General features: G+C 45.2%; 18 protein-coding genes, 2 tRNA genes and 1 other annotated feature. All 20 genes read left to right on the top strand.

What is annotated here, in order from left to right; all coding sequences use genetic code 11:
• Positions 1-6: 6 nt before the first annotated feature.
• The 20 genes from Y696_RS03870 (at position 7) to Y696_RS03965 (ending at position 20,740) form a co-directional block, all read left to right on the top strand.
• Positions 7-441 carry a SoxR reducing system RseC family protein gene (locus Y696_RS03870; RefSeq protein WP_121509789.1) on the top strand — a complete coding sequence of 145 codons (435 nt, stop codon included), beginning with the start codon at positions 7-9 and terminating at the stop codon, positions 439-441.
• Positions 422-2,728: an endonuclease MutS2 gene (locus Y696_RS03875; RefSeq protein WP_121509790.1), complete on the top strand. Its 2,307-nt coding sequence runs from the start codon at positions 422-424 to the stop codon at positions 2,726-2,728. Before Y696_RS03870 ends, Y696_RS03875 begins: the two co-directional genes overlap by 20 nt.
• Positions 2,725-3,093: a holo-ACP synthase gene (gene acpS / locus Y696_RS03880; protein WP_006492402.1), complete on the top strand. Its 369-nt coding sequence runs from the start codon at positions 2,725-2,727 to the stop codon at positions 3,091-3,093. The genes Y696_RS03875 and acpS overlap by 4 nt, the downstream gene beginning before the upstream one ends.
• Entirely contained in the window at positions 3,080-5,077 is a 1,998-nt protein-coding gene (gene ligA, locus Y696_RS03885) for an NAD-dependent DNA ligase LigA (protein ID WP_121509791.1), read from the top strand. Before acpS ends, ligA begins: the two co-directional genes overlap by 14 nt.
• Positions 5,077-6,201 (top strand): cysteine desulfurase family protein, encoded by a 1,125-nt coding sequence (locus Y696_RS03890; protein ID WP_121509792.1) that lies wholly within the window; start codon positions 5,077-5,079, stop codon positions 6,199-6,201. Before ligA ends, Y696_RS03890 begins: the two co-directional genes overlap by 1 nt.
• A 57-nt stretch (positions 6,202-6,258) precedes the next feature.
• The gene (locus tag Y696_RS03895; protein WP_006492405.1) at positions 6,259-7,131 is read left to right on the top strand and encodes a YicC/YloC family endoribonuclease; all 873 of its coding nucleotides are present in this window, start codon (positions 6,259-6,261) and stop codon (positions 7,129-7,131) included.
• A 12-nt stretch (positions 7,132-7,143) separates the two neighbouring features.
• On the top strand, positions 7,144-7,443 hold the full coding sequence (locus Y696_RS03900) for a DUF370 domain-containing protein (RefSeq protein ID WP_014730503.1): 300 nt from the start codon (positions 7,144-7,146) through the stop codon (positions 7,441-7,443).
• Positions 7,440-8,063 carry a guanylate kinase gene (gmk, locus tag Y696_RS03905; protein WP_006492407.1) on the top strand — a complete coding sequence of 208 codons (624 nt, stop codon included), beginning with the start codon at positions 7,440-7,442 and terminating at the stop codon, positions 8,061-8,063. Before Y696_RS03900 ends, gmk begins: the two co-directional genes overlap by 4 nt.
• Complete coding sequence (locus tag Y696_RS03910) at positions 8,053-8,286, top strand: DNA-directed RNA polymerase subunit omega (RefSeq protein ID WP_006492408.1); 234 nt, start codon at positions 8,053-8,055, stop codon at positions 8,284-8,286. Before gmk ends, Y696_RS03910 begins: the two co-directional genes overlap by 11 nt.
• Positions 8,287-8,385: 99 nt before the next feature.
• Positions 8,386-8,461: transfer RNA gene (locus Y696_RS03915), tRNA-Thr, on the top strand.
• 16 nt (positions 8,462-8,477) lie between these two features.
• A tRNA-Tyr gene (locus Y696_RS03920) sits at positions 8,478-8,564 on the top strand.
• Between the two features lie 29 nt (positions 8,565-8,593).
• Positions 8,594-8,761: a 50S ribosomal protein L33 gene (gene rpmG / locus Y696_RS03925; RefSeq protein WP_014730505.1), complete on the top strand. Its 168-nt coding sequence runs from the start codon at positions 8,594-8,596 to the stop codon at positions 8,759-8,761.
• 35 nt (positions 8,762-8,796) lie between these two features.
• Positions 8,797-9,003, top strand: a complete 207-nt coding sequence (gene secE / locus Y696_RS03930; RefSeq protein ID WP_006492410.1) for a preprotein translocase subunit SecE — start codon at positions 8,797-8,799, stop codon at positions 9,001-9,003.
• Positions 9,004-9,028: 25 nt separating this feature from the next.
• Complete coding sequence (gene nusG, locus Y696_RS03935) at positions 9,029-10,096, top strand: transcription termination/antitermination protein NusG (RefSeq protein ID WP_014730506.1); 1,068 nt, start codon at positions 9,029-9,031, stop codon at positions 10,094-10,096.
• Positions 10,097-10,150: 54 nt separating this feature from the next.
• Positions 10,151-10,576, top strand: coding sequence for a 50S ribosomal protein L11 (gene rplK, locus Y696_RS03940; protein WP_006492412.1), 426 nt, complete (start codon positions 10,151-10,153; stop codon positions 10,574-10,576).
• Positions 10,577-10,588: 12 nt separating this feature from the next.
• Positions 10,589-11,287 carry a 50S ribosomal protein L1 gene (gene rplA, locus Y696_RS03945; RefSeq protein WP_099772056.1) on the top strand — a complete coding sequence of 233 codons (699 nt, stop codon included), beginning with the start codon at positions 10,589-10,591 and terminating at the stop codon, positions 11,285-11,287.
• Between the two features lie 11 nt (positions 11,288-11,298).
• Positions 11,299-11,417: a sequence feature (ribosomal protein L10 leader region), on the top strand.
• A gap of 7 nt (positions 11,418-11,424) precedes the next feature.
• Positions 11,425-11,967 (top strand): 50S ribosomal protein L10, encoded by a 543-nt coding sequence (rplJ, locus tag Y696_RS03950; RefSeq protein WP_006492414.1) that lies wholly within the window; start codon positions 11,425-11,427, stop codon positions 11,965-11,967.
• A gap of 21 nt (positions 11,968-11,988) precedes the next feature.
• Complete coding sequence (gene rplL / locus Y696_RS03955; RefSeq protein WP_006492415.1) at positions 11,989-12,375, top strand: 50S ribosomal protein L7/L12; 387 nt, start codon at positions 11,989-11,991, stop codon at positions 12,373-12,375.
• Between the two features lie 105 nt (positions 12,376-12,480).
• The gene (locus tag Y696_RS03960) at positions 12,481-16,005 is read left to right on the top strand and encodes a DNA-directed RNA polymerase subunit beta (RefSeq protein WP_121509793.1); all 3,525 of its coding nucleotides are present in this window, start codon (positions 12,481-12,483) and stop codon (positions 16,003-16,005) included.
• A gap of 40 nt (positions 16,006-16,045) precedes the next feature.
• Positions 16,046-20,740, top strand: a complete 4,695-nt coding sequence (locus Y696_RS03965; protein ID WP_014730510.1) for a DNA-directed RNA polymerase subunit beta' — start codon at positions 16,046-16,048, stop codon at positions 20,738-20,740.
• The last annotated feature ends 101 nt before the right edge of the window (positions 20,741-20,841 follow it).

The following is a 20,841-nucleotide window of genomic DNA, read 5'->3' on the forward strand; positions in this document are numbered from 1 at the left end:
GTGGACATGAGAGAGTTAGCTATTGTGAAGGAGCTTAAGGGAGATGTCGTGCTCCTTGAAAAAGCTCGTACAGAGGCCTGTTCTACTTGTGGATCAAGGAGCAGTTGCAGTGTTTCTTCGAGCGATAAAAAGATTACGATAAGGGCTTTGCATAACGGAGTGGAGGTTAATCCAGGTGACACCGTTGAGATTGAGATGAACGACATGAGTGCTACTAAAGTATCCATGATAGTTTACGGTATTCCGTTGGCAGTCTTTCTCGTTACTTTGATAGTAATGAATATGGTCTTGAAGTCTGAAGGATTGGCTCTTGTAGTTGCTTTTGCTTCTATTGCCGTTGTCTATACCTTAATCGCACTCTACGATAGAAAGAACAGAGAGAAACTGATGCCAAAGATTGTCAGAAAGGTGGAACTGCCCGATGGATTCATTGTTCGATGATTCGATCCGGCTGCTGGAATTCGATTCAGTTCTTGATGACATCGCTCAGAAGGCAACTTCCAAATACGGCAAAGAGAGAGTGAAATCTCTGCGACCCAAGGCTGAGGACGCAGAAGTTCTATACACAAGGTCCAGTGAGTTTAACGAAATACTTCTTAGGGAAGGGGAACCGCCTTTCACGGTTTTTCACGATCTCAGCGACTATATTACAAAAGTGAAACGCGGATTCAGCCTTGGTGGTGAAGAGCTTTTCCGAAGCGCCGTGACTATGGATAACGTTTGCCGTTTAAGAGAGTTCTTCGATCGGGTCTCTCCAGATTTCCCCGCAGTTTATGAGGTTGCCGCTCTTCTATCCTGCGAACGTGGTTTTATAGGTGAGGTAAGAAAGAAGATTTCTGAGGATGGTCAGATCAAGGATAATGCTTCTCCTTTACTAAAAGAAATCAGAAACGAACTGAAAAACCTTAATAGAAACCTCAGGGGAAGACTTGATTCAATAATGAACAGATACAAAGATAGCTTGACTGATAGTCTTATTTTGACCAGAGAAGGCCGCTATGTCTTGCCGCTTTCGGCGAGCAAGAAGAATGAGCATCAAGGTATTATTCATGGTGCTTCCGGTAGCGGTGCAACGGTATATTTCGAGCCTCAGGAGCTTATCACTCTAAATGATTCTATGAGGATTCTGTTATCCAGAGAAGAGGAGGAAATCAGAAGGATACTGAGAGAATTGACGACTCTTTTCTTTAGCACATTTGAAAGGCTTGAGCCTTCGCTTGAGGCACTTGGTGTTCTTGACGGTCTTTACGCAGCATGTAGATACTCAAAGAGTCGACAGGGTGTCTTCATAGAGCCGTCCCCTTCAAGACTTTTTCTTCTTAAAGATGCGAGACATCCGTTGATCGATGATGAAGTGGTGGTACCGATCACCTTCACCATGGAAGAGGGGGTTAACGGTGTTTTTATTACCGGACCGAATACTGGAGGAAAGACTGTTGCAATGAAGACGATAGGTCTTTCGGTACTCCTGATGCTATGCGGTCTTCCTGTTCTTGCAGATGGGTTGTCGAAGATTCCACTCTTTAGTAGACTATTCGCCGATATTGGAGACGAGCAATCGATTGAGCAGAGTTTAAGTACATTCTCATCACACATATCCAGAATAATCAGAATAATTAGAGACGCCGATGAAAATTCGCTTGTTTTGCTCGATGAGTTGGGTGCAGGTACCGATCCCGTTGAGGGATCGGCTCTATCAATAGCAATCATTGAAAGACTACTGGAGAGATCCAGGCTGATCCTTACCACCCACTTGACCCCAATCAAGCTTTATGCAATGGAGCGTTCCGATGTTGTCAATGCCAGTGTTGAATTCGATATATCCACTCTTAAACCTACTTATCGTTTATTGATGGGTATTCCCGGTTCTTCAAATGCTCTTGAAGTCTCGAGTAGGCTTGGCCTTCCACAAGAAATAGTTGATAGAGCCCGCTCCTATATCGATAGTGAAGCCAGAGATCTCGAAGCTGTAATTGGAAAGCTCCATAGAGAGAGATCTTTACTGGAAGAGGAAAGAAGAGATCTCGACAAAACTAAAAGAGAACTAGAAGGAAGGACAAAGGAGTTCGAAGAAAAATTATCGATGATAAAGGAAAAGAGATACAGAGAAGTAAGTAAGGAAATCGATGAACTGGAAAAAAAGCTGGGATCGATCATTAAGGATGTCGAGATGGCTATAAGCCTTTCAAGGGCTCCCGGTGAAAGAAAGAAAGTTGAAGCTGTGAAGAGACTTAACAACCTAAAAAGAGAGGTCAGGAATTTTGGGGCATCTTATCCAGAAAAAACCGATTCTCAGATTCCGGAAGTTGGCGACATAGTTAAGCTTCTGGAAAGCGGAGCTGAAGGGATCGTTAGCGAAATAGATGGTGACAGGGTAGTGATAGATTCGGGCAAGATTACCCTGAAAGTTCCGTTATCACGTGTCCGAGTGGTTGGAAAGCCGGTAGTCGAATCAGAAATGTCTTCGTTTGAATTAGATAGTGGAAACTCGAGCCAGGAGATAGATATTCGAGGCAATATCACCGAGGATGTTCCAATTCTCATTGATGATTTTCTTCAGATGCTAAAAGCCAGCGGGAAGAAACAAGGCTACATAATTCATGGGAAAGGGACGGGCAAACTTGCCGAAGGTGTCTGGGCTTACCTTAGGCGTTCAAAAGGAGTGAAGAGTTTCAGGATCGGAACACCCTCAGAAGGCGGAAGTGGTGTTACAGTTGTGGAGGTTTGAACCTGAATATTAGAACAGGAATCGACATAGTAGAAATCTCTCGTATGACTGAATCTATAGCACAAAGAATTCTCGGTAAAGATGAAAAAGTTATCTATGATTCTCTAGGCGGAGAACGGAGAAGAATGGAGTTTGCTGCCGGTCGTTTTGCGGCTAAAGAAGCCTTTGTAAAGGCTCTTGGTAGAAAAGACATCGAATTCTCCAAGATTCAGTTTCTCACTGATGAAGGAGGGAGACCAATTCCGTCCGATGAACTGAAGCAATTGATAAAGAACTCTGACCTTACAGTAAGCATATCCCATGAACGAGAGTACGCGGTCTCGATTGTTATTCTTTTCGGGGAGGATCAAAATGATAACGTTTGAAGAAGCTAGAAAGCGAATCGAAGAGTTGAGAAAGGAAATAGATTATCATGCTTACAGGTATTACGTTTTGGACGATCCCGAGATCCCTGATTCCGAATACGATAGGCTTCTTAGAACACTCATTGATCTTGAAGAGCAGTACCCTGAGCTTAAAACGCCTGATTCGCCAAGCATTAGAGTTGGTTTGAAACCCGTTGCTTCTTTCAAGGAAGTAGTTCATGAATATAGACTGTTTTCTCTCGATAACACATACTCGGAAGAGGAAGTGCTTCAGTTTGACAAAAGAGTAAGGGAAGAGCTCCAAATCGAGATAGTACGCTATATGTGCGAGTTGAAGATCGATGGCCTTTCAATCTCAGTGAAGTACGATAATGGCCTTCTTGTGAGAGGTGCCACAAGAGGAAATGGCTTTGTTGGAGAGGATGTCACCGAGAATATCAGGGCTATTAAATCTATTCCCTTGCGTCTTAGGCAAGATCTTTCAATTGAAGTGAGAGGTGAAGTCTATCTTCCAAAGGATGTATTTCACGAGATCAACAGAGCTCGTTCGAAAGGTGAACTTCAGGTCTTCGCCAATCCTCGGAATGCGGCGGCCGGAACTCTGAGACAACTCGATCCCAGAGAGGTCGCTAAGAGACGATTAAATGCGTTCTTTTATCATGTCGTTGAGCCATCAAAGTTTCAACTGAAAAGTCAGAGCGAACAGCTCCAATTCTTGAAGAGTATCGGCATGAGAGTTGAGCCAAACAGTGAATTAGCTGAAGGTACAGATGGTGTGATAGCGTTTTGGAAGAAATGGTCGGAGTCGAAATCTAGTCTCAATTACGCGGTAGACGGCACGGTAGTAAAAGTTGACGATCTCCATGCTCAGGAGGAATTAGGATACACGACAAAAGCACCTAGATGGGCTATAGCGTTCAAATTCCCTGCCGAGCAGGCTATGACAAAGTTGATCAATGTTACCTTCGGGGTTGGCAGGACTGGAACTATAACACCGGTTGCTGAGCTCGAACCGGTTCAACTTGCAGGTACTACCGTAAAGAGAGCAAGCATGCACAACTTCGATTTTATTAGTGAGAAGGACATAAGACTCTTTGACACAGTAATAGTCCAAAAAGCTGGAGAGATCATCCCGCAAATCGTTAGAAGTATTCCGGAAAAGAGGACCGGTAAAGAAAAAAGGATAATCCCGCCTTCTAGATGTCCTGTTTGTGGCGGAGAAGTGGGGAGAGAGAAAGAAGAGGATGTTGCTCTGAAGTGCCTGAACCCCACCTGCCCAGCGAAATTAATCAGAAGAATACAGTTCTTCTGTTCCAGGGATGCGATGGATATCGAGGGACTGGGCGAGAAACTGGTCGAGCGAATTGTTGAGGCGGGCCTTGTGAAAAACCCATCGGATCTCTATAAGCTTAACAAGGATGATCTTCTTAGTCTAGGAGAGGGCATTGGTGAGAAGACGGCAAGCAATCTGATTGAAGCCATCCAGAAGAGCAGGAGCAATCCCCTCTTCAAGCTGATAACTGGCCTGGGTATTCCAGGAGTGGGATCAAAGACATCAAGAGATCTTGCGAACTACTTTGGTAGTCTTCGTGGACTTGTCTCTGCAGACGAAAAGGAACTGCGAAACGTTTCAGGCATCGGTGACCAGCTGGCCAAAGATATCAAAAAGTACTTCTCTTCTCCGGAAGTCAAAAAAGAGGTCGAGGAGCTATTGAAATACGTTAACATTCAGGACGAAGATTCACCTGGGTCAAAACCGTTGAAGGGAATGAAGTTTGTGGTTACGGGAACGCTTCCGGGATACTCTAGAAAGGAAATACAGGAGAAAATTATCAAACTGGGTGGAGAAGTTGCTTCGTCGGTCTCAAAGAATACCGATTTCTTGCTCTTAGGTGAAAATCCCGGTTCTAAAGAACAGAAGGCGCGCGACCTCGGAATCAAGATCATTGATGAAAGAGATTTCGAGGAGATGATAAAATCCTAATGCGTTATTTCGACAACAATGCCACTACCAAAATGGAAAGTGATCTCGCGGAGAGATTCGCAAAACTGTGCGTCGAAGAGTATGCTAATCCGAATTCCATGCACTCTTTTGGGCTAAGAGAGGCTCGGTACCTCGAGGAAGCACGCCGAAAGATTGCCCGCTCGCTTTCTTCAGATCCTAGGGAAATCTATTTCACTTCTTGCGCAACGGAAAGCATTAACTGGATTCTAAGATCCAGCGTTCTTTTCAAAGGAAGAAAAAAGAGAATCGTTACTACATCGATCGAACACAAAGCAGTTCTGAATACTTTGAAAGACTTAAAAGCAAGTTCAGACATTGATTATACAACGGTCGGACCCGAGAGAAACGGAATTGTCAAAGTTGCAAAGCTTCTCGACGAGGTTGACGAAGAGACTTTTCTTGTCTCCTTGATGGCAGTAAATAACGTAACCGGCGCTATTCAACCCTATGAGGAGATTGGCGAAGAGCTTAGGAAACGGAACGTTCTCTTTCATCTGGATGCCGTTCAAACGATTGGGAAGATCCCCATTGATTTCGTTAGCTGCTTTTGTGACTACGCCTCTTTTTCTGCGCACAAGTTTCATGGTCCCAAAGGTGTCGGAGTCACTTATATTAGGCAGGGAGCGCCCATTAGACCATTAATTACCGGTGGCGGTCAGGAGAGGGGAATGCGTTCGGGAACACAGAACGTCCCCGGTACAGCTATAGCCGCTACAGCCTTGCAGCGAGCCGTTGAGTGCACACAAGAGTCATCTTCCAGGTTGAGAGAGTATCAGCATAGGATAAAAGAAACCGTTGAGGAACTAGATGGAGTTGTGAATACACCGGAAAACTCTATATCCAATACAGTCAACGCTTCTTTCGCAGGAATCAGATCCGAGGTTCTGGTTAATGCGCTTTCTGAAGAAGGTGTCTTTGTTGGTACTTCTTCGGCATGTTCTTCTAGAGGAGATGGAGGCCAGTACGTTCTCGATTCTATGGGACTTGATTCCTCTCTTGCTTCAGGTTCAATTAGGATCAGCATGTCTCGGTTCACAACCGAGGAAGATGTGGCGTTTTTGATAGAAAAACTGAAGAAAACGGTTCCTCTTTTGAAATTTTAGCCACAAACGGTTATAATTGACTGTAGTTTGACCTAAACGCCTTTGAGGTGATAATAATTGCTCAGAAGCATGACCGGATTTGCGAGGGTCGAGAAGACCGTTCGCGATGTAAATGTATTTGTTGAGTTGAAGACAGTCAATTCAAAGTACTTGAACGTGGATGTGAACATAGGAGATGCTTTCTCTGAGCTTGAAATGAATGTTACCAGGGTTATTAAAGAGAATCTCAAGCGGGGAACTGTAAGGGCGAGAATCGATATTTCTCTGGTCAACAGTGATGATCTTCTTCAACCAGATTTCGGAATAGCCTCCTCTGTCTATAACTCCTTGAAATCAATAAAAGAGCGCTTTGAGCTTGCGGGGGACGTGACTGTTGATTCAATGGCGAGGTTCAAAGAAATTATGCGAAGCAAGCCATCGGAAGATCTCGCGAAGAAAATCTGGAGCGTAATTGAAGAACTCCTAATGGAGGCAATTAGTGTCCTCAACGGTGATCGAGAAAGAGAAGGTGAGAATCTCGCCTCAGCATTGAATGAATACCTGTGCGAGCTCGAGTCCATTGGAAGGGAACTGCAGGATAGTTCTAAGGATATGGTTCTCTATTATCGTGACTTTCTGAAGAAGAAGGTAGAGCAGATTTCTGATAGTCAACTCGACGATAACAGACTGGAGCAAGAGGTGGCGCTCCTTGCAGAACGGGCAGATATTTCTGAGGAAATTGTAAGGCTTATCTCACACATTGAATCATTTAGAGAAGTCATGGCTTCTGAGAAGGAAAGCGGTGTGCAGCTCGATTTCATCTGTCAGGAAATGCATCGTGAACTCTCGACAATTGCTTCAAAGTCAAAGAAGCTGGCCATAACAAATCTCTCAGTTGAAGGAAGGACGCTAGTAAATAAGATTAGGGAGCAAGTTCAGAACATAGAGTAGGAGGTGTTTCACTTGTACGGACTCATTAACGTCGGGTTCGGGAATGTTATCATCGGAGACAGAGTCATTGCGATAGTGAACCCCGAATCGGCGCCACTGAAGAGGTTGAAGGAAGTTGCGAAGGACGAAGGAAAACTGATTGATGCTACATATGGAAGAAAGACCAGAGCGATTGTAATAACTGATAGCAATCACATAATACTTTCTGCGATTCAGCCCGAGACGATTGCTTCCAGATTTATGCAGACTTTCAGCGATATCGAGAAGCTTCTGGAAGATATCAGAGTTTCTGGACAGAATTTCGAAGAATGAAAGGTATAGTCTTTGTGATGAGCGGTCCTTCAGGTGCCGGAAAAACCTCGATACTCAGAGAAGTACTCCGATCCAACAATAATCTAGACTTTTCAGTTTCTTATGCAACGAGGGAAAGACGGCCTGAGGAAGTTCAGGGAAAGGATTATTTTTTTGTCACTCCGGAGGAATTCAAACGACTTCAGAAAGAAGATGAGTTTTTAGAATGGGCAAAAGTCCATGGGAATTATTATGGGACCTCTAGACATCAGGTCAGCAAGAGCGTAGATTTGGGCAGAGATATTCTGCTTGATGTGGACATTCAGGGGGCCATGTCATTAATGAGCAAACTCCGAGACGCCGTCTATATATTTGTCGCACCACCTTCTTACGAGGAGCTGATCAATCGCCTTCAGTCAAGGGGAACAGAAGACACTCAATCTCTAAGAACAAGGCTTGAAGATGCAAAATGGGAACTTGAGCAGGTGAAGAACTTTCAGTATCTCGTTATTAATGATAATTTAAAGCATTCGGTAAGTCAATTTGAAGCAATCATCACCGCCGAAAGGTTGCGTGTTGATAGAATGGTCAGAGAAAAGGGAGAAAGATTCTTGTTTGAGGAGAAAACATATGATAATTAATTACGATTTGCTTCTTAAGCGAATAAGGCACAAGTACGCTATTCCAGTAGCCGCTGCCAAGAGAGCGGAGGATCTGGAGGACTTCGGTAGACCGAAGCTTGATCCTTCTACCGTAAGGGCTGCCGGGGATAAGATCACGATAGCCCTGAAGGAACTTGAAGAAGGCTACATTAGAATAAGAAATGAAGAAATGCTAATGATTCTCGTCCCGAAGGTTAAGTAAACTATTAGTAGTGTGGACTCGCTTCGCAGATAAAGAGATTCTTTATTTGAGTTGTTGACAGGGATAAAGTGATTAGATATAATAGGTATCGTGCGTCGGGCCAACGTAGCTCAATCGGAAGAGCGGCTGATTTGTAATCAGCAGGTTGGGGGTTCAAGTCCCTTCGTTGGCTCCATAGGTTAACTATCGGTGGTAAGGTGCCCGAGTGGTCAAAGGGGGCGGACTGTAAATCCGCTGGCGGAACGCCTTCGGTGGTTCAAACCCACCCCTTACCACCATTAATTTTGCTACTGTTGAGGTGCATGCAATGGCAAAGAAAACAAAGGGAAATAAGGTTCTTGTAACATTGAAGTGTTCCGAGTGTGGTACTAGAAACTATTACAGGTTCAAGAACCGCCAAAAAAAGTACAAATTGGACTCGAGTAAATACTGCCCAAAGTGCAGGAAACATACCGAGCACAAAGAATCCAAGTAAGGTTGAGTCGGCTCAACTGAGTCAGGAGGAATCCCATGGCCAAGGCAAAGTTTTGGAAGTTCCTTTCCGAAGTGAAGAACGAAGTTAAGAAGGTGACATGGCCTAATAGGGAGCAGATGATCTCTTCTACCGGCGCCGTGCTCGTCATACTGATTGCAGTAGGTGCGTTTTTAGCACTTCTAGATGTTCTCTTCACTAATGCGATCGGATCACTTTTGAATTTTTTGACAGGCGCTGCTTAATGCTGTTCGATGTTGGTGATTAATTGTGCGAAAGAAATGGTTCATAATTCAAACATACTCAGGCCTTGAAAACTCTATCAGAGAGGCAATTCAGATTAAGATAGAGTCTTTCGGTTTTTCGCACATGTTTGGTAAAATCCTAGTTCCAGAGGAAACGAAGCTTGATAGAACGAATGTCGCGGCAGAAAAATACATAGTTCCCGCAAACGCAAGGCTTCTCGTTAAGGACAATGAAGATGTTGCCAAAGGGGATCCCGTCGCCGAAGAAGTTGAGATAAAGGTCAAGAATGATGGTACAGTCGCTGAAGTCAAGAATTATCGCGTGATATTCATTGAAACTGCCGACAGGCGTTACACAAAGACTTACTACATTCCTGAGAGCGCAAAGATAGAGACCGGGATTAAGGCGGGCGCAAGAATAAGGCAAGGGATGCCTCTGGCAAAGCAGGGTGAATATTTCTGTGAGCTTGACGGAAAGATCGTCTATACGCAGAAGATGAAACGGATTGTAGTCGACAAAGAGAATGGAGAAGAAGACGTCTATCTCGTTCACCCGGATAGCTATGACGCCAAAGTCGCAAAGAAAGGCAACCATGTGAAGCGTGGTCAGATGTTTGGCGAGACGAGGAGAATATTCTCTAAGACGGAAGGTAGAGTAGAGATCTCCGACCTTCCAGGACGTAAAGAGATCAAGATCTTCAAAATAACCAGGACAAGGCTTTATCCCGGATATGTTTTTATTGAAATGATAATGAACGAGGAAACATGGAATCTCGTCAAGAATACTCCGAACGTAGTCAATTTTGTTTCAGTTGGCGGTCAACCCGTTCAACTTAAGGAAAAGGAAATTAAGGCTCTTCTTAGATTGGTTGGCATTGAAGAGTATGAAGAACACATGGGCGGGCCGGTAAAGATTGAAGTCGAATTTGACGTTGGCGAAGTTGTAAGGATAAACTCTGGCCCATTTGAAGATTTCGTTGGAAAGGTAACGGATCTAGATCCGGACAGACAGGAACTTAAGGTTGTTGTCAGCATATTTGGAAGAGAAACACCGGTTATTCTCAGTTTATCTGAGGTAGAAAAGATTGTTTGATTCTGAGAAAGAGTGGGAGGGCTAAGCCCGTTGACCACAAGGAGGTAGGCAAATATGGCTAAGAAAGTGATAGCCCAAATCAAGCTCCAGCTTGAAGCGGGAAAGGCTACACCGGCACCTCCTGTTGGACCGGCTCTCGGTCAGCATGGAGTGAATATTATGGGTTTCTGTAAGCAGTTTAATGCGGAAACATCCGACAAGGCCGGTATGGTGCTTCCAGTAATTATCTCTGTCTACGCAGACAGATCCTTCAGTTTCATCCTCAAGACCCCGCCAGCAAGCTTCTTGCTACTCAGGGCCGCGGGTATTCAGAAAGGCTCGGGAGTCCCCAATCGAGACAAAGTAGGTAAGATTAGCCGTGCTCAGCTTGAGGAAATTGCTAAGATTAAGATGCCCGATCTCAATGCCAGAACAGTCGATGCCGCTGCAAAGATAATTGCAGGTACAGCCCGTAATATGGGCATCGAAATAATAGGTTGAGGGGGGATCTGAATGCCGGTTAGATCAAAGAGGTACATTCAGGCAAGAAAGTCCGTTGATAGAAACGTTAGTTATTCAGTGGACGAGAGCATAGATTTACTGAAAAACTTTCCACCGACGAAATTCGACGAGACAGTCGAGATGCATTTGAAGTTGGGTATCGACCCCGCAAAATCTGATCAGCAGGTTAGGGGAACGATTGCATTGCCAAATGGCACCGGGAAAGACGTCAGGGTTTTGGTCTTCGCTAGGGGGGAACAGGCTGAGACTGCAAAACGGTGTGGTGCGGATTTTGTAGGATCAGATGATCTTGTTCAGCAGATTCAAGGTGGTTGGACTGATTTTGATGTTGCAATAGCAACTCCGGACATGATGAGAGATATTGGAAAACTTGGAAAAGTCCTAGGGCCACGCGGACTAATGCCGTCACCCAAGGCTGGAACTGTGACCGCTGACGTTGAAGATGCCGTTAAGGGTTTCAAAGCGGGAAGATTAGAAGTGAAGAACGACAAGACTGGAAATCTTCATCTTCCCATAGGGAAGAAGTCTTTTGACAAGGAAAAACTGCGCGAGAACTTCGTCTCTGCACTCAATCAGATTATGAAGATGAAACCGGCTGGTTCCAAGGGGAGATTTGTGCAGAGGGTATTCCTGACCACAACGATGGGTGCAGGTATAAAAGTCGATTTTGCAAGAGAAACCGAGAAATAACTAGTCTAAACTGAGATATATTTTCAATGCCAGAGACAGTAGGTATTTAAGAGCGTAAGCCACCTACCGAGGCGTGTAGAAGATCTGCCCTTCTGCGGCCTCGTTTTGGGGCCGCTTTTCTGAAAGGAGGTGCGAAAGTGCTAACAAGAGAGAGAAAAGAAGAAATCGTCGAGAGTCTTACAAAAGCTTACAAGGATTCATCATTGATTCTATTCGCGGACTATAAAGGCATGAAAGTAGAGAACATAACTACTTTTAGAGACAAGCTCTATGAAAACTACAAAGAGAGAGCTCAGTTCACGATAAAAAAGAATACGCTGGTAAGACTCGCTCTTAACAAGGCCGGATTCGAAGAAAGCGAATGGAAGGACTCGATAAGCGGTACAACGGCAGTGCTAACTGTTGAGGATGTAGATCCTATCGCGGCCCTAAAGATAATCACCGACTTCAATAAGAATAACAAGACTCTTCCGCTAATAAAGGCTGGATATCTTGAAGGAAGATTCTTCACAGGTGACCGGGCTTCAGACCTCGCAAAGCTGCCGTCTCGAGAGCAGTTGATCGCCATGGTCGTAGGCGGATTTGCTGCCCCAATTACCGGTTTTGTCTATACTCTGAATGGAGTGCTAACAAAGTTCCTGTATGCTTTGAATGCGATAAAGGATAAAAAAGCTGAATGATTCACGCGGAGGTGTGGTAAGATGACAAAGGAAGAACTTATAAGCGCAATAAAAGAAATGACAGTGGCAGAACTTTCAGATCTTGTTAAAGCCCTTGAAGAGGAATTTGGAGTGAGCGCGGCGGCTCCAGTTGCAGTTGCGGCAGCTCCTGCAAATGGTGGGGCGGCAGCAGAGGAAGAAGAAGAGCAGACAGAATTCAAGGTAGTTTTGAAGTCTTTTGGTGCAAAGAAGATCGATGTTATCAAGGTAGTAAGATCAATAACTGGACTCGGACTCAAGGAGGCCAAGGATCTTGTGGAAAAGGCTGGAACACCGGAGGGTGTTGTAAAGGAAAACCTTCCAAAGGCGGAGGCAGAAGAATTGAAGAAGCAACTCGAAGAAGCTGGCGCCGAAGTCGAACTGAAGTAATTGAGCAATTGTCTGGTTACATATTGTCTGTATAATAAATATACCCACATCAGGGAGACGCTCTGATGTGGGTTTGGTGTGCTCAAACATACGAGAGGTGATCTAATGAGAAAGGCCAATTTTGGCAAACGTGAGCGGTGGGTCTTTGGAAGAGTGTATGAACCTCTTGAAATCCCGAATCTCATTGAGATCCAGACTCGTTCCTTCGAGTGGTTTATCAATGAAGGTCTTCTGAATGTTCTGAAGAAGTATTCACCCATCAAGTCGCAGATCCAGCGTTCGGACCTTAAGAAGGGCGAGAAAGGCTTCTCTCTGGATTTTGTAGCAACCAGAATCGGTGAGGCAAAGCATTCCATTCAGGAGTGCAAAGACAAGGGTCTCACTTATTCGGTTCCACTTTATGTAACGGTAAGAATCACTGACCTCTACACTGGAGAGATCAAAGAGGAAGAGGCCTTCTTTGGATACTTGCCATATATGACTGATAACGCCTCTTTCATAATCAACGGCGCTGAAAGGGTAATTGTTAATCAGCTTGTAAGGTCTCCAGGCGTTTATTTCGTGGATGAGCCTACAAAGGCAGTTTCTGGTTCTTTGCCAATCTATGTAGCTCACTTCCTTCCCGTTAAGGGAGCTTGGTTCGAAATTCTCTTGAATCCCAACAAGCAGATCATGCAGGCAAGGATAGACAGAAGAAGGAAACTAAACTTCTTCGTATTTTTGAAAGCGCTGGGTTATGAAAACGACCTTGACCTTCTGAGGCTTTTCGAAAACGAATACGACGGGTCTGACGAAGATGAATTGCTCGCAAACGTGGGGAGTATGATCCTAGAGGACGTAAAGACGCCTGGTGGTGATTTGATTGCAGAAAAAGGGACACTGCTAACCGAAGAGATTATTGCTAGAGCAATTGAAGCAGATGTGAAGACCATAAAGATGCCGCTTCCAATTGCAATGAAAACGTTCAATGCTTTGCAGAAGACATACGGCGAAGGTATGACTGAGGACGACGCTTATATAGAGCTCTTCAGAAAACTGAGGCCTGGCGAAATTCCAAGAATAAATGCCGCAAAGAGCTACATTGCCAATTTGTATTTCAGCCCTGATCGCTTCGACTTTTCCGATGTAGGAAGGTACAAGGTAAACAGCAGGCTGAAGAAGGTCTACCAGGACTATCTAAAGGAAGTTGAAGGAAAGAAAGTCTCAAAAGATACAGATTACTCAGAAGAATCCTCTATTCTCACTGTCCTTGATGTCGTTCTTGCTGCAAGACATCTGACCGAGATTGAAAGCAGGCCGGAGTTGCTTGACACCAAGGACCATCTTGGAAACAAGCGTGTGAGGACAGTCGGTGAGCTCATGGAAACTGAGTTCGAGAAGGCTTTCATAAAAATACATAAGCTTCTGGAAGAAAAGCTTACAATATACACATCGTTTGACAAGATTTCTGTTCAGAGCCTTGTTAACGTAAGAACTTTAATGACTACGCTTCATCAGTTCTTTGCGACAAGTCAGCTTTCTCAGTTCATGGACCAGGTTAATCCTCTTGCCGAACTGACTAACAAGAGGAGACTGTCTGCTATTGGACCTGGTGGACTTAAGAGAGAACACGCAAGATTCGAGGTTCGTGACGTCCATCACTCGCACTACGGGAGAATGTGTCCAATAGAAACCCCCGAAGGTGCCAATATCGGGTTGATGACTTCATTGGCGACCTTTGCAAAGATAGATAAGTACGGTTTCCTTTTGACTCCGTACAGAAAGGTTCAGAAAGGAGCCGTTACTAACGATATTGTATATTTAGCCGCAGATGAAGAAGAGCGTTACAATATCGCTCATTCCACTGTAGATATGGACGAAAAGGGTAATATCGTCGATGAAAATGTCGAGATTAGATATGCAGGTGAAGTGAGATATGTTAACAGGGAGGAAGTCGATTACATGTCGGTTTCGCCCAAACAGATAGTCTCTATCTCGACATCTTTGATACCCTTCCTTGAAAATGACGACGCGAACAGAGCCCTCATGGGGTCTAACATGCAGAGGCAGGCCGTGCCTGTTGTCAAGGCCGAGGCACCAATTGTAGGAACCGGTGTGGAAGGAGTTGCAGCGAGAGACTCGGGATACGTGGTTCTTTCTAAGCACAGAGGAAAGGTGGTTAGTGTAGACGGAAGAAGAATAATCGTCCAGAGAATAGATGAAAAGGGCAAGCCAGAACTCGACGAGAGAGGGAAGCCTATAGAAGACGTATATACGTTGCACAAGTTCGTAAGAACAAATCAAGACACGGCAGTAAACCAGAGACCAATAGTTTCCGTTGGCGAGATCGTCCAGACAGGAACTCCGATTGCCGATGGCCCATCAACTGAAATGGGAGAACTTGCTCTTGGAAAGAATGTGCTTGTGGCTTTCATGCCCTGGGAAGGATACAATTTCGAAGATGCTATTCTTGTCAATCAGGAGCTATTGGAAGACGACACCTTTACAACCATACATGTCGAAATGTACGAAACAATTGCCAGAGACACTCAGCTTGGTCCAGAAGAAATTACTGCAGATATCCCGAACGTCTCGAAGGAATCGCTGAAAAACCTTGATGAGAGCGGTATAGTTAGGGTCGGAGCTTATGTGACTTCTCAAGACATTCTAGTTGGCAAAGTCACTCCCAAAGGCGAGTCTGAAACCACTCCCGAAGAAAAGATAATCAGATCAGTCTTCGGTGACAGAGGAAGGGACGTCAAGGATTCATCCCTCAAACTTCCTCATGGCGTCGAAGGCAGAGTAATAGATGTAAAGGTATTCGAAAAGGAAGAGGTATCCGAACTGGGTTCCGGCATTAACAAGCTTGTGAAGGTTTTCGTCGGCATCAGAAAGCCACTCGATGTGGGTGATAAACTTGCCGGTAGACACGGCAATAAGGGTGTCGTTTCGAATATTATCCCGAAGGAGGATATGCCATTCCTTCCAGACGGGACGCCAATTCAGCTTGTTCTGTCACCTCTGGGAGTTCCATCAAGAATGAACGTTGGTCAGGTTCTAGAAACCCACTTAGGATGGCTTGGAAAGCTCACTAATCGTTATTTTGCAACTCCAATATTTGATGGAGCTACTGAAGAAGAAATCATGACCGAACTCTACGAAGCGAGAAAGAGGTTTGGCCTTGAGGATGGAGACAGTGAGGATCTGAAGACCGGTAAAGTCACTCTGAGAGATGGACGAAGCGGCAATCCTTTCGACTATCCTATTGTTGTGGGAGTCATGTACATGCTTAAACTTGTTCACATAGCAAAGGATAAGATACATGCCAGATCTACCGGGCCTTACTCGCTCATTCATCAGCAACCCCTTGGTGGGAAAGCTCACTTCGGAGGGCAGAGGTTTGGAGAGATGGAAGTCTGGGCGCTCGAAGCTTATGGAGCAGCTCACACTCTGAACGAAATGCTGACAATTAAGTCGGACGACATCAAGGGAAGAAACGATGTCTACAAAGCGATACTTAAAGGGATAAACATCCCGGAACCCGGGATTCCGGAGAGTTTCAAGGTCCTTATTAAAGAGCTACAGGGACTTTCACTCGACGTTAAGGTTTTCGATCAAAACAATGTCGAGCTGGATGTGGACAAATTATGAGAATCAATAGAAGGGAGCTACCCCTCAAGGAGGGAAGCAGATGCCAGTAAGCACATACAAAAGAAAGGTCAACAAACTGGAAATCGATATCGCCTCACCGGAACGAATTAGGAGCTGGTCAAGCGGGGAAGTGAAGAAACCCGAGACGATAAACTATCGTACCTTCAAACCGGAGAGGGACGGGCTTTTCTGCGAGAAGATCTTTGGACCGACGAAAGACTACGAGTGCACATGTGGCAAGTACAAGGGTAAGAAGTACGAGGGTACCGTATGTGAACGCTGCAGCGTCAGAGTCGAATCTAAAGAAGCACGCAGAAGAAGAATGGGCCACATTGAGTTGGCCGCTCCTGTGACACATGTTTGGTACTTGAAGAGTGCACCCAGTGTTCTTTCTTCGCTTCTGAACATTCCTGCGAAGGATCTCGAGAACATCATCTATTATGGATCGAAGAGGGTAATCGAAAGGCTGTATGTAGTTACCGACCCGAAGGATACCGACTTCTTTCCAGGTATGACGATGTACCAGACTGAATATGAGATCTACACGAAGAAGCTCAGTTTCGAAGTCGAGCAGGGTTACAAGGTGAAGGCTCCCCACGGACCGGTTACAACGGATATCGACGGGAAAGTCAGGATAGAAAGACTTGACAGCAGTACCGAGCGAGAGCTCAACTGGGTAGTCGTTACAAACGAAACGGGAATAGAAAAAAAGTACCCTGTCTTCGAAGGCTCGCTTATATACGTCCAGAATGACGATGAAGTCCATAAGGGTGATACTCTTGCCGACAGATTCCTTTTTGAAGATGAAGTCCTTTCGGCAACGGAGTACAAGATCTTCGATGAGTACTATCCCGGGAAATTCGAAGTGGAAACGGATACAGAGAGCGATAGGCCAATAGTCATAATCACTGAGATTGATCCCACTGTTTCTGAGGAGACTGGGAGAAGTATCGGTGAAGTCCTCATAGAAAATGAATATGAGGCCTACAAAGAGCTCTATCCCGGAAAGGTAACCTGTGATTACGGAGCTGCTGCGATTAAGAAGTTGCTGCAGAGTATAGATCTGGAAGAGCTTCAGGTAGCTATAGAACATGAATTGAAGACCATCCCCAAAAGCAGTGCGAGAGCTCTGAAGCTTCTCAGAAGGCTTAAATATGTTAAAGACTTCATAGCTTCAAGCAACAAACCCGAGTGGATGGTTATGGACGTCGTCCCGGTAATCCCGCCGGACCTACGTCCTATGATTCAGATAGAGGGTGGAAGGTTTGCCACCACCGACCTCAACGACCTCTACAGAAGGGTCATTAACAGGAACAATCGGCTTGCGAAGCTACTGCAGATAGGTGCTCCCGACATAATAATCAGAAATGAAAAGAGGATGCTTCAGGAAGCAGTCGACTCACTCATATACAATGGCAGGGTAGGGAAGGCCGTATCCGACAAATCTGGACGTCCACTGAAATCGCTCACCGATCTGGTGAAGGGCAAGAAGGGACGATTCAGAAGAAACCTGCTTGGAAAGCGAGTAGATTACTCGGGTAGAGCGGTTATCGTCGTCGGACCCGATCTGAAGATCCACGAGTGCGGAATTCCCAAGAGAGTGGCTATGGAGCTATTTAAACCTTTTGTTCTATCAAAGCTTCTCCATGGAAGCGAATCAAGTAAGACAGCGAGAAAGCTCAAGAAAACAATCATAGAAAAGGAAATGCCGGAAGCCTGGGAAGTCCTTGAAGATGTTATAAAGGGACATCCTGTCCTTCTTAACAGAGCACCGACTCTTCACCGGATATCTATTCAGGCGTTCATACCCAGACTCGTTGAAGGAAACGCTATTCAGCTTCATCCGCTTGTCTGTGCACCGTTCAACGCAGACTTTGACGGAGACCAGATGGCTGTCCACGTTCCACTATCGGCAGCAGCGCAGGCAGAGGCAAAGTTCCTCATGCTCAGCAGATACAACGTGATTTCCCCTGCCAGCGGGAAGCCTATTTCGATGCCTGGAAAGGACATAATCGTTGGCGTTTACTATCTCACGACCGTTGACCACGAATATGAAAAGAAAGAAAAAGAGATCATGGATTACGATGCAAGACTCCGTGAAGATGAGAAAATTTCGGAAGTAGAAGCAAGAAGAAAAGTGAGAGAAAAGGCTCTTGAATGGGTCGATTGGAAGTTCTCATCTGCTGGAGAGGCTCTACTGGCATACGACTCTGGATATATTTCTCTCCACGATCCCATTCTAGTACAACTCGACCCCTCGTCAGGAGAACTGACGCTTACAACGGTTGGAAGGATAATCTTCAACACAATAGTACCCGAAAAACTTAGGGACTACATGAAGAAGTTCAACAAGAAAGCCATAAAGAAGTTGATCTACGACTGTTTCCACGAATATGGAATCGATAGAACGGCAGACCTTCTGGACGATATGATGTCGCTCGGGTTCCATTATGCAACCACTTCCGGTCTCACAATATCCATTAACGATATAGTTGTATATCCTCAGAAAGACAAGGTTATAGAGGCTGCGCAGGAGAGGGTAGATCAGATCGAGAACCTGTATAAGTCGGGATTCCTAACTGAAGAAGGAAGAACCGAAGAGATAATCAGAATCTGGTCGGATACCACTCAGGAGATAATGGAAAAGACATACACGGAGTTCGAGAAGTATCCATTCAATCCGATTTACATGATGGTCGACTCAGGAGCCAGAGGCAACATTGACCAGCTCAAACAGCTGGCCGGCATGCGAGGTCTTATGGCCGATCCATCCGGGAAGACTATTGAAGTGCCGATTAAGTCGAATTTTAGAGACGGTCTTACCGAGCTCGAGTTCTTCACTTCTACTCACGGCGCTAGAAAGGGTTCTGCCGATACGGCTCTCAGGACCTCTTTTGCAGGTTACCTTACTAGAAGGCTGGTAGATGTTTCGCAAACGATTACTGTTACAACGCCCAACTGCGGGACTCATGAGGGAATTGAGGCAGTAGAACTCATGGCCGACGGGGTAACGATCGAGAAACTGGAAGAATTCCTCTTCGGAAGAGTTCTTGCAGCCGATGTCATCAACCCGTTGACAGGAAAAGTCCTTAAGAACGAGAAAACGGGAAAGGAATACTTCCGAGATACGATGATCAGAGATGAAGATGCAGCATTCCTCTCTGGTTATAAGGCAAAGGTTGAAGTGGCCCGTGAAGAGGTTCTCAGCATCGCGAAGGTAACGAGGCTGATTAACTACACAGAGCTTGATGAAGATATTAAGATTAATGACAAGGAATACAAGAAAGGAACTCATATCGGCAGTGACCTTCTGCATCAGCTTAAGAACTCAGAGATTGAGGAGATAAAGGTAGTCGCATTTCCCTGTGTCAACCAGATCTTTGTAGGCGATCCCATAAAGAACGATTCTAAAGAGATGCTTGTCAAGTATCAAGAGAAAATCGACGAGCTTACGGCCAAGAATCTTCAGAAAAACGAAATCGAGAAGGTATTTGTTAGACCCACAATAAAGGTAAGATCTGTTCTGACGTGTGAATCTGACAACGGAGTGTGCGCCATGTGTTACGGAATGGATCTTTCAAACCATGAAATAGTCAATGTCGGAGAGTCCGTTGGTGTAGTTGCTGCCCAGTCAATCGGTGAACCCGGCACACAGCTGACGATGAGGACATTCCATACGGGTGGAATCGCGACCGGGCAAGACATAACCAGAGGTCTTCCGAGGGCTGAAGAGCTGTTTGAGGCCCGAAAGAAACTCAAGGACCCCGAAGCGCTTTTCATAGAAAAGGGAGATGGCGGTTTCGTTAAGGATCTCGTCTCAGATGATAAGGGTAGACGAAAGGTCTACATAGAAACAAAGACCGGAGGTATCAGCGAATACGATCTTTCCTCAAACATCAAACCGAAGATAGAGATAGGCGACAAGGTCACTGAGGGAGAGGCAATTACCACGGGAACTGTTAGACCTAGGAAACTAATGGAAAAGCTTGGCCTTGTTCAGACTGCTCTGTATTTGCTTACCGAGATAAAGAGGGTCTATGCCGAACAGGGAGTTGAGATTCACGACAAGCACTTTGAGCTAATCATTCGGCAGATGCTTTCTAAGGTCGAAGTGACAGACCCAGGTGACACGGACTTTTTGCCTGGTGATCTGCTGGACATTGTAGAGATTAGAAAGATAAACAAATCGATAGAAGAAGCCAACAGCAGAGTTGGAGAGAACAGAGAATACGTGATCGGCAAAAGGCTGGCAAGAAGGGTCCTTGGCGAAGACGAAGATGGAAAGATACAGAAGATAGCGGCCGAGGCAGAACCGATAAGTGAAGAGCTTCTGGAGAAGATTCTCAAAGGCGGTATAAAGCAAATACTGATATATGACGTCGATGAGGACCATTATCAGAAGCTGGTAGACGACTTCAATCCCGATACGGTAATTCCCGAGAAGAACATCCAGATAATGCCGAAGGACCCGATTAAGTTCAAGCGAAAGCTTCTAAGGATTACGAAGGCGTCTCTTGAGAGTGAAGGCTGGTTATCTGCCGCGTCGTTCCAGCAGACACCTCAGATTCTGACCGAGGCCTCCGTTGCAGGCAAGTCTGACTTCTTACAAGGGTTGAAAGAGAACGTCATTGTAGGGCAACTCATACCTGCCGGAACTGGTCTTGATATGTACGCCAATCTTCAGGTTGAAGAGGCGGTTGTTCCGTCACAGTACCAGGAAGAAGAGTTGGCCTGATTTGATTGTTTAGCTTAATAGGAGCGGAAAGCATCTAATGCTTTCCGCTTTTCTTTTGTAATGGTAACATTGTTAAGGAATTGAATTTTGAAAGTTTGGGG

It is taken from the genome of Mesotoga sp. H07pep.5.4 (genome assembly GCF_003664935.1).
GTDB classification, from domain to species: domain Bacteria; phylum Thermotogota; class Thermotogae; order Petrotogales; family Kosmotogaceae; genus Mesotoga; species Mesotoga prima.

What these genes read in the sequence shown, in the direction of transcription:
- secE (WP_006492410.1), top strand. Translation starts at nt 8,797, where the DNA reads ATGGCCAAGGCAAAGTTTTGGAAGTTCCTTTCCGAAGTGAAGAACGAA.
- gmk (WP_006492407.1), top strand. Translation starts at nt 7,440, where the DNA reads ATGAAAGGTATAGTCTTTGTGATGAGCGGTCCTTCAGGTGCCGGAAAA.
- Y696_RS03965 (WP_014730510.1), top strand. Translation starts at nt 16,046, where the DNA reads ATGCCAGTAAGCACATACAAAAGAAAGGTCAACAAACTGGAAATCGAT.
- rplA (WP_099772056.1), top strand. Translation starts at nt 10,589, where the DNA reads ATGCCGGTTAGATCAAAGAGGTACATTCAGGCAAGAAAGTCCGTTGAT.
- rpmG (WP_014730505.1), top strand. Translation starts at nt 8,594, where the DNA reads ATGGCAAAGAAAACAAAGGGAAATAAGGTTCTTGTAACATTGAAGTGT.
- Y696_RS03870 (WP_121509789.1), top strand. Translation starts at nt 7, where the DNA reads ATGAGAGAGTTAGCTATTGTGAAGGAGCTTAAGGGAGATGTCGTGCTC.
- rplL (WP_006492415.1), top strand. Translation starts at nt 11,989, where the DNA reads ATGACAAAGGAAGAACTTATAAGCGCAATAAAAGAAATGACAGTGGCA.
- Y696_RS03890 (WP_121509792.1), top strand. Translation starts at nt 5,077, where the DNA reads ATGCGTTATTTCGACAACAATGCCACTACCAAAATGGAAAGTGATCTC.
- ligA (WP_121509791.1), top strand. Translation starts at nt 3,080, where the DNA reads ATGATAACGTTTGAAGAAGCTAGAAAGCGAATCGAAGAGTTGAGAAAG.
- Y696_RS03910 (WP_006492408.1), top strand. Translation starts at nt 8,053, where the DNA reads ATGATAATTAATTACGATTTGCTTCTTAAGCGAATAAGGCACAAGTAC.
- Y696_RS03960 (WP_121509793.1), top strand. Translation starts at nt 12,481, where the DNA reads ATGAGAAAGGCCAATTTTGGCAAACGTGAGCGGTGGGTCTTTGGAAGA.
- Y696_RS03875 (WP_121509790.1), top strand. Translation starts at nt 422, where the DNA reads ATGGATTCATTGTTCGATGATTCGATCCGGCTGCTGGAATTCGATTCA.
- rplK (WP_006492412.1), top strand. Translation starts at nt 10,151, where the DNA reads ATGGCTAAGAAAGTGATAGCCCAAATCAAGCTCCAGCTTGAAGCGGGA.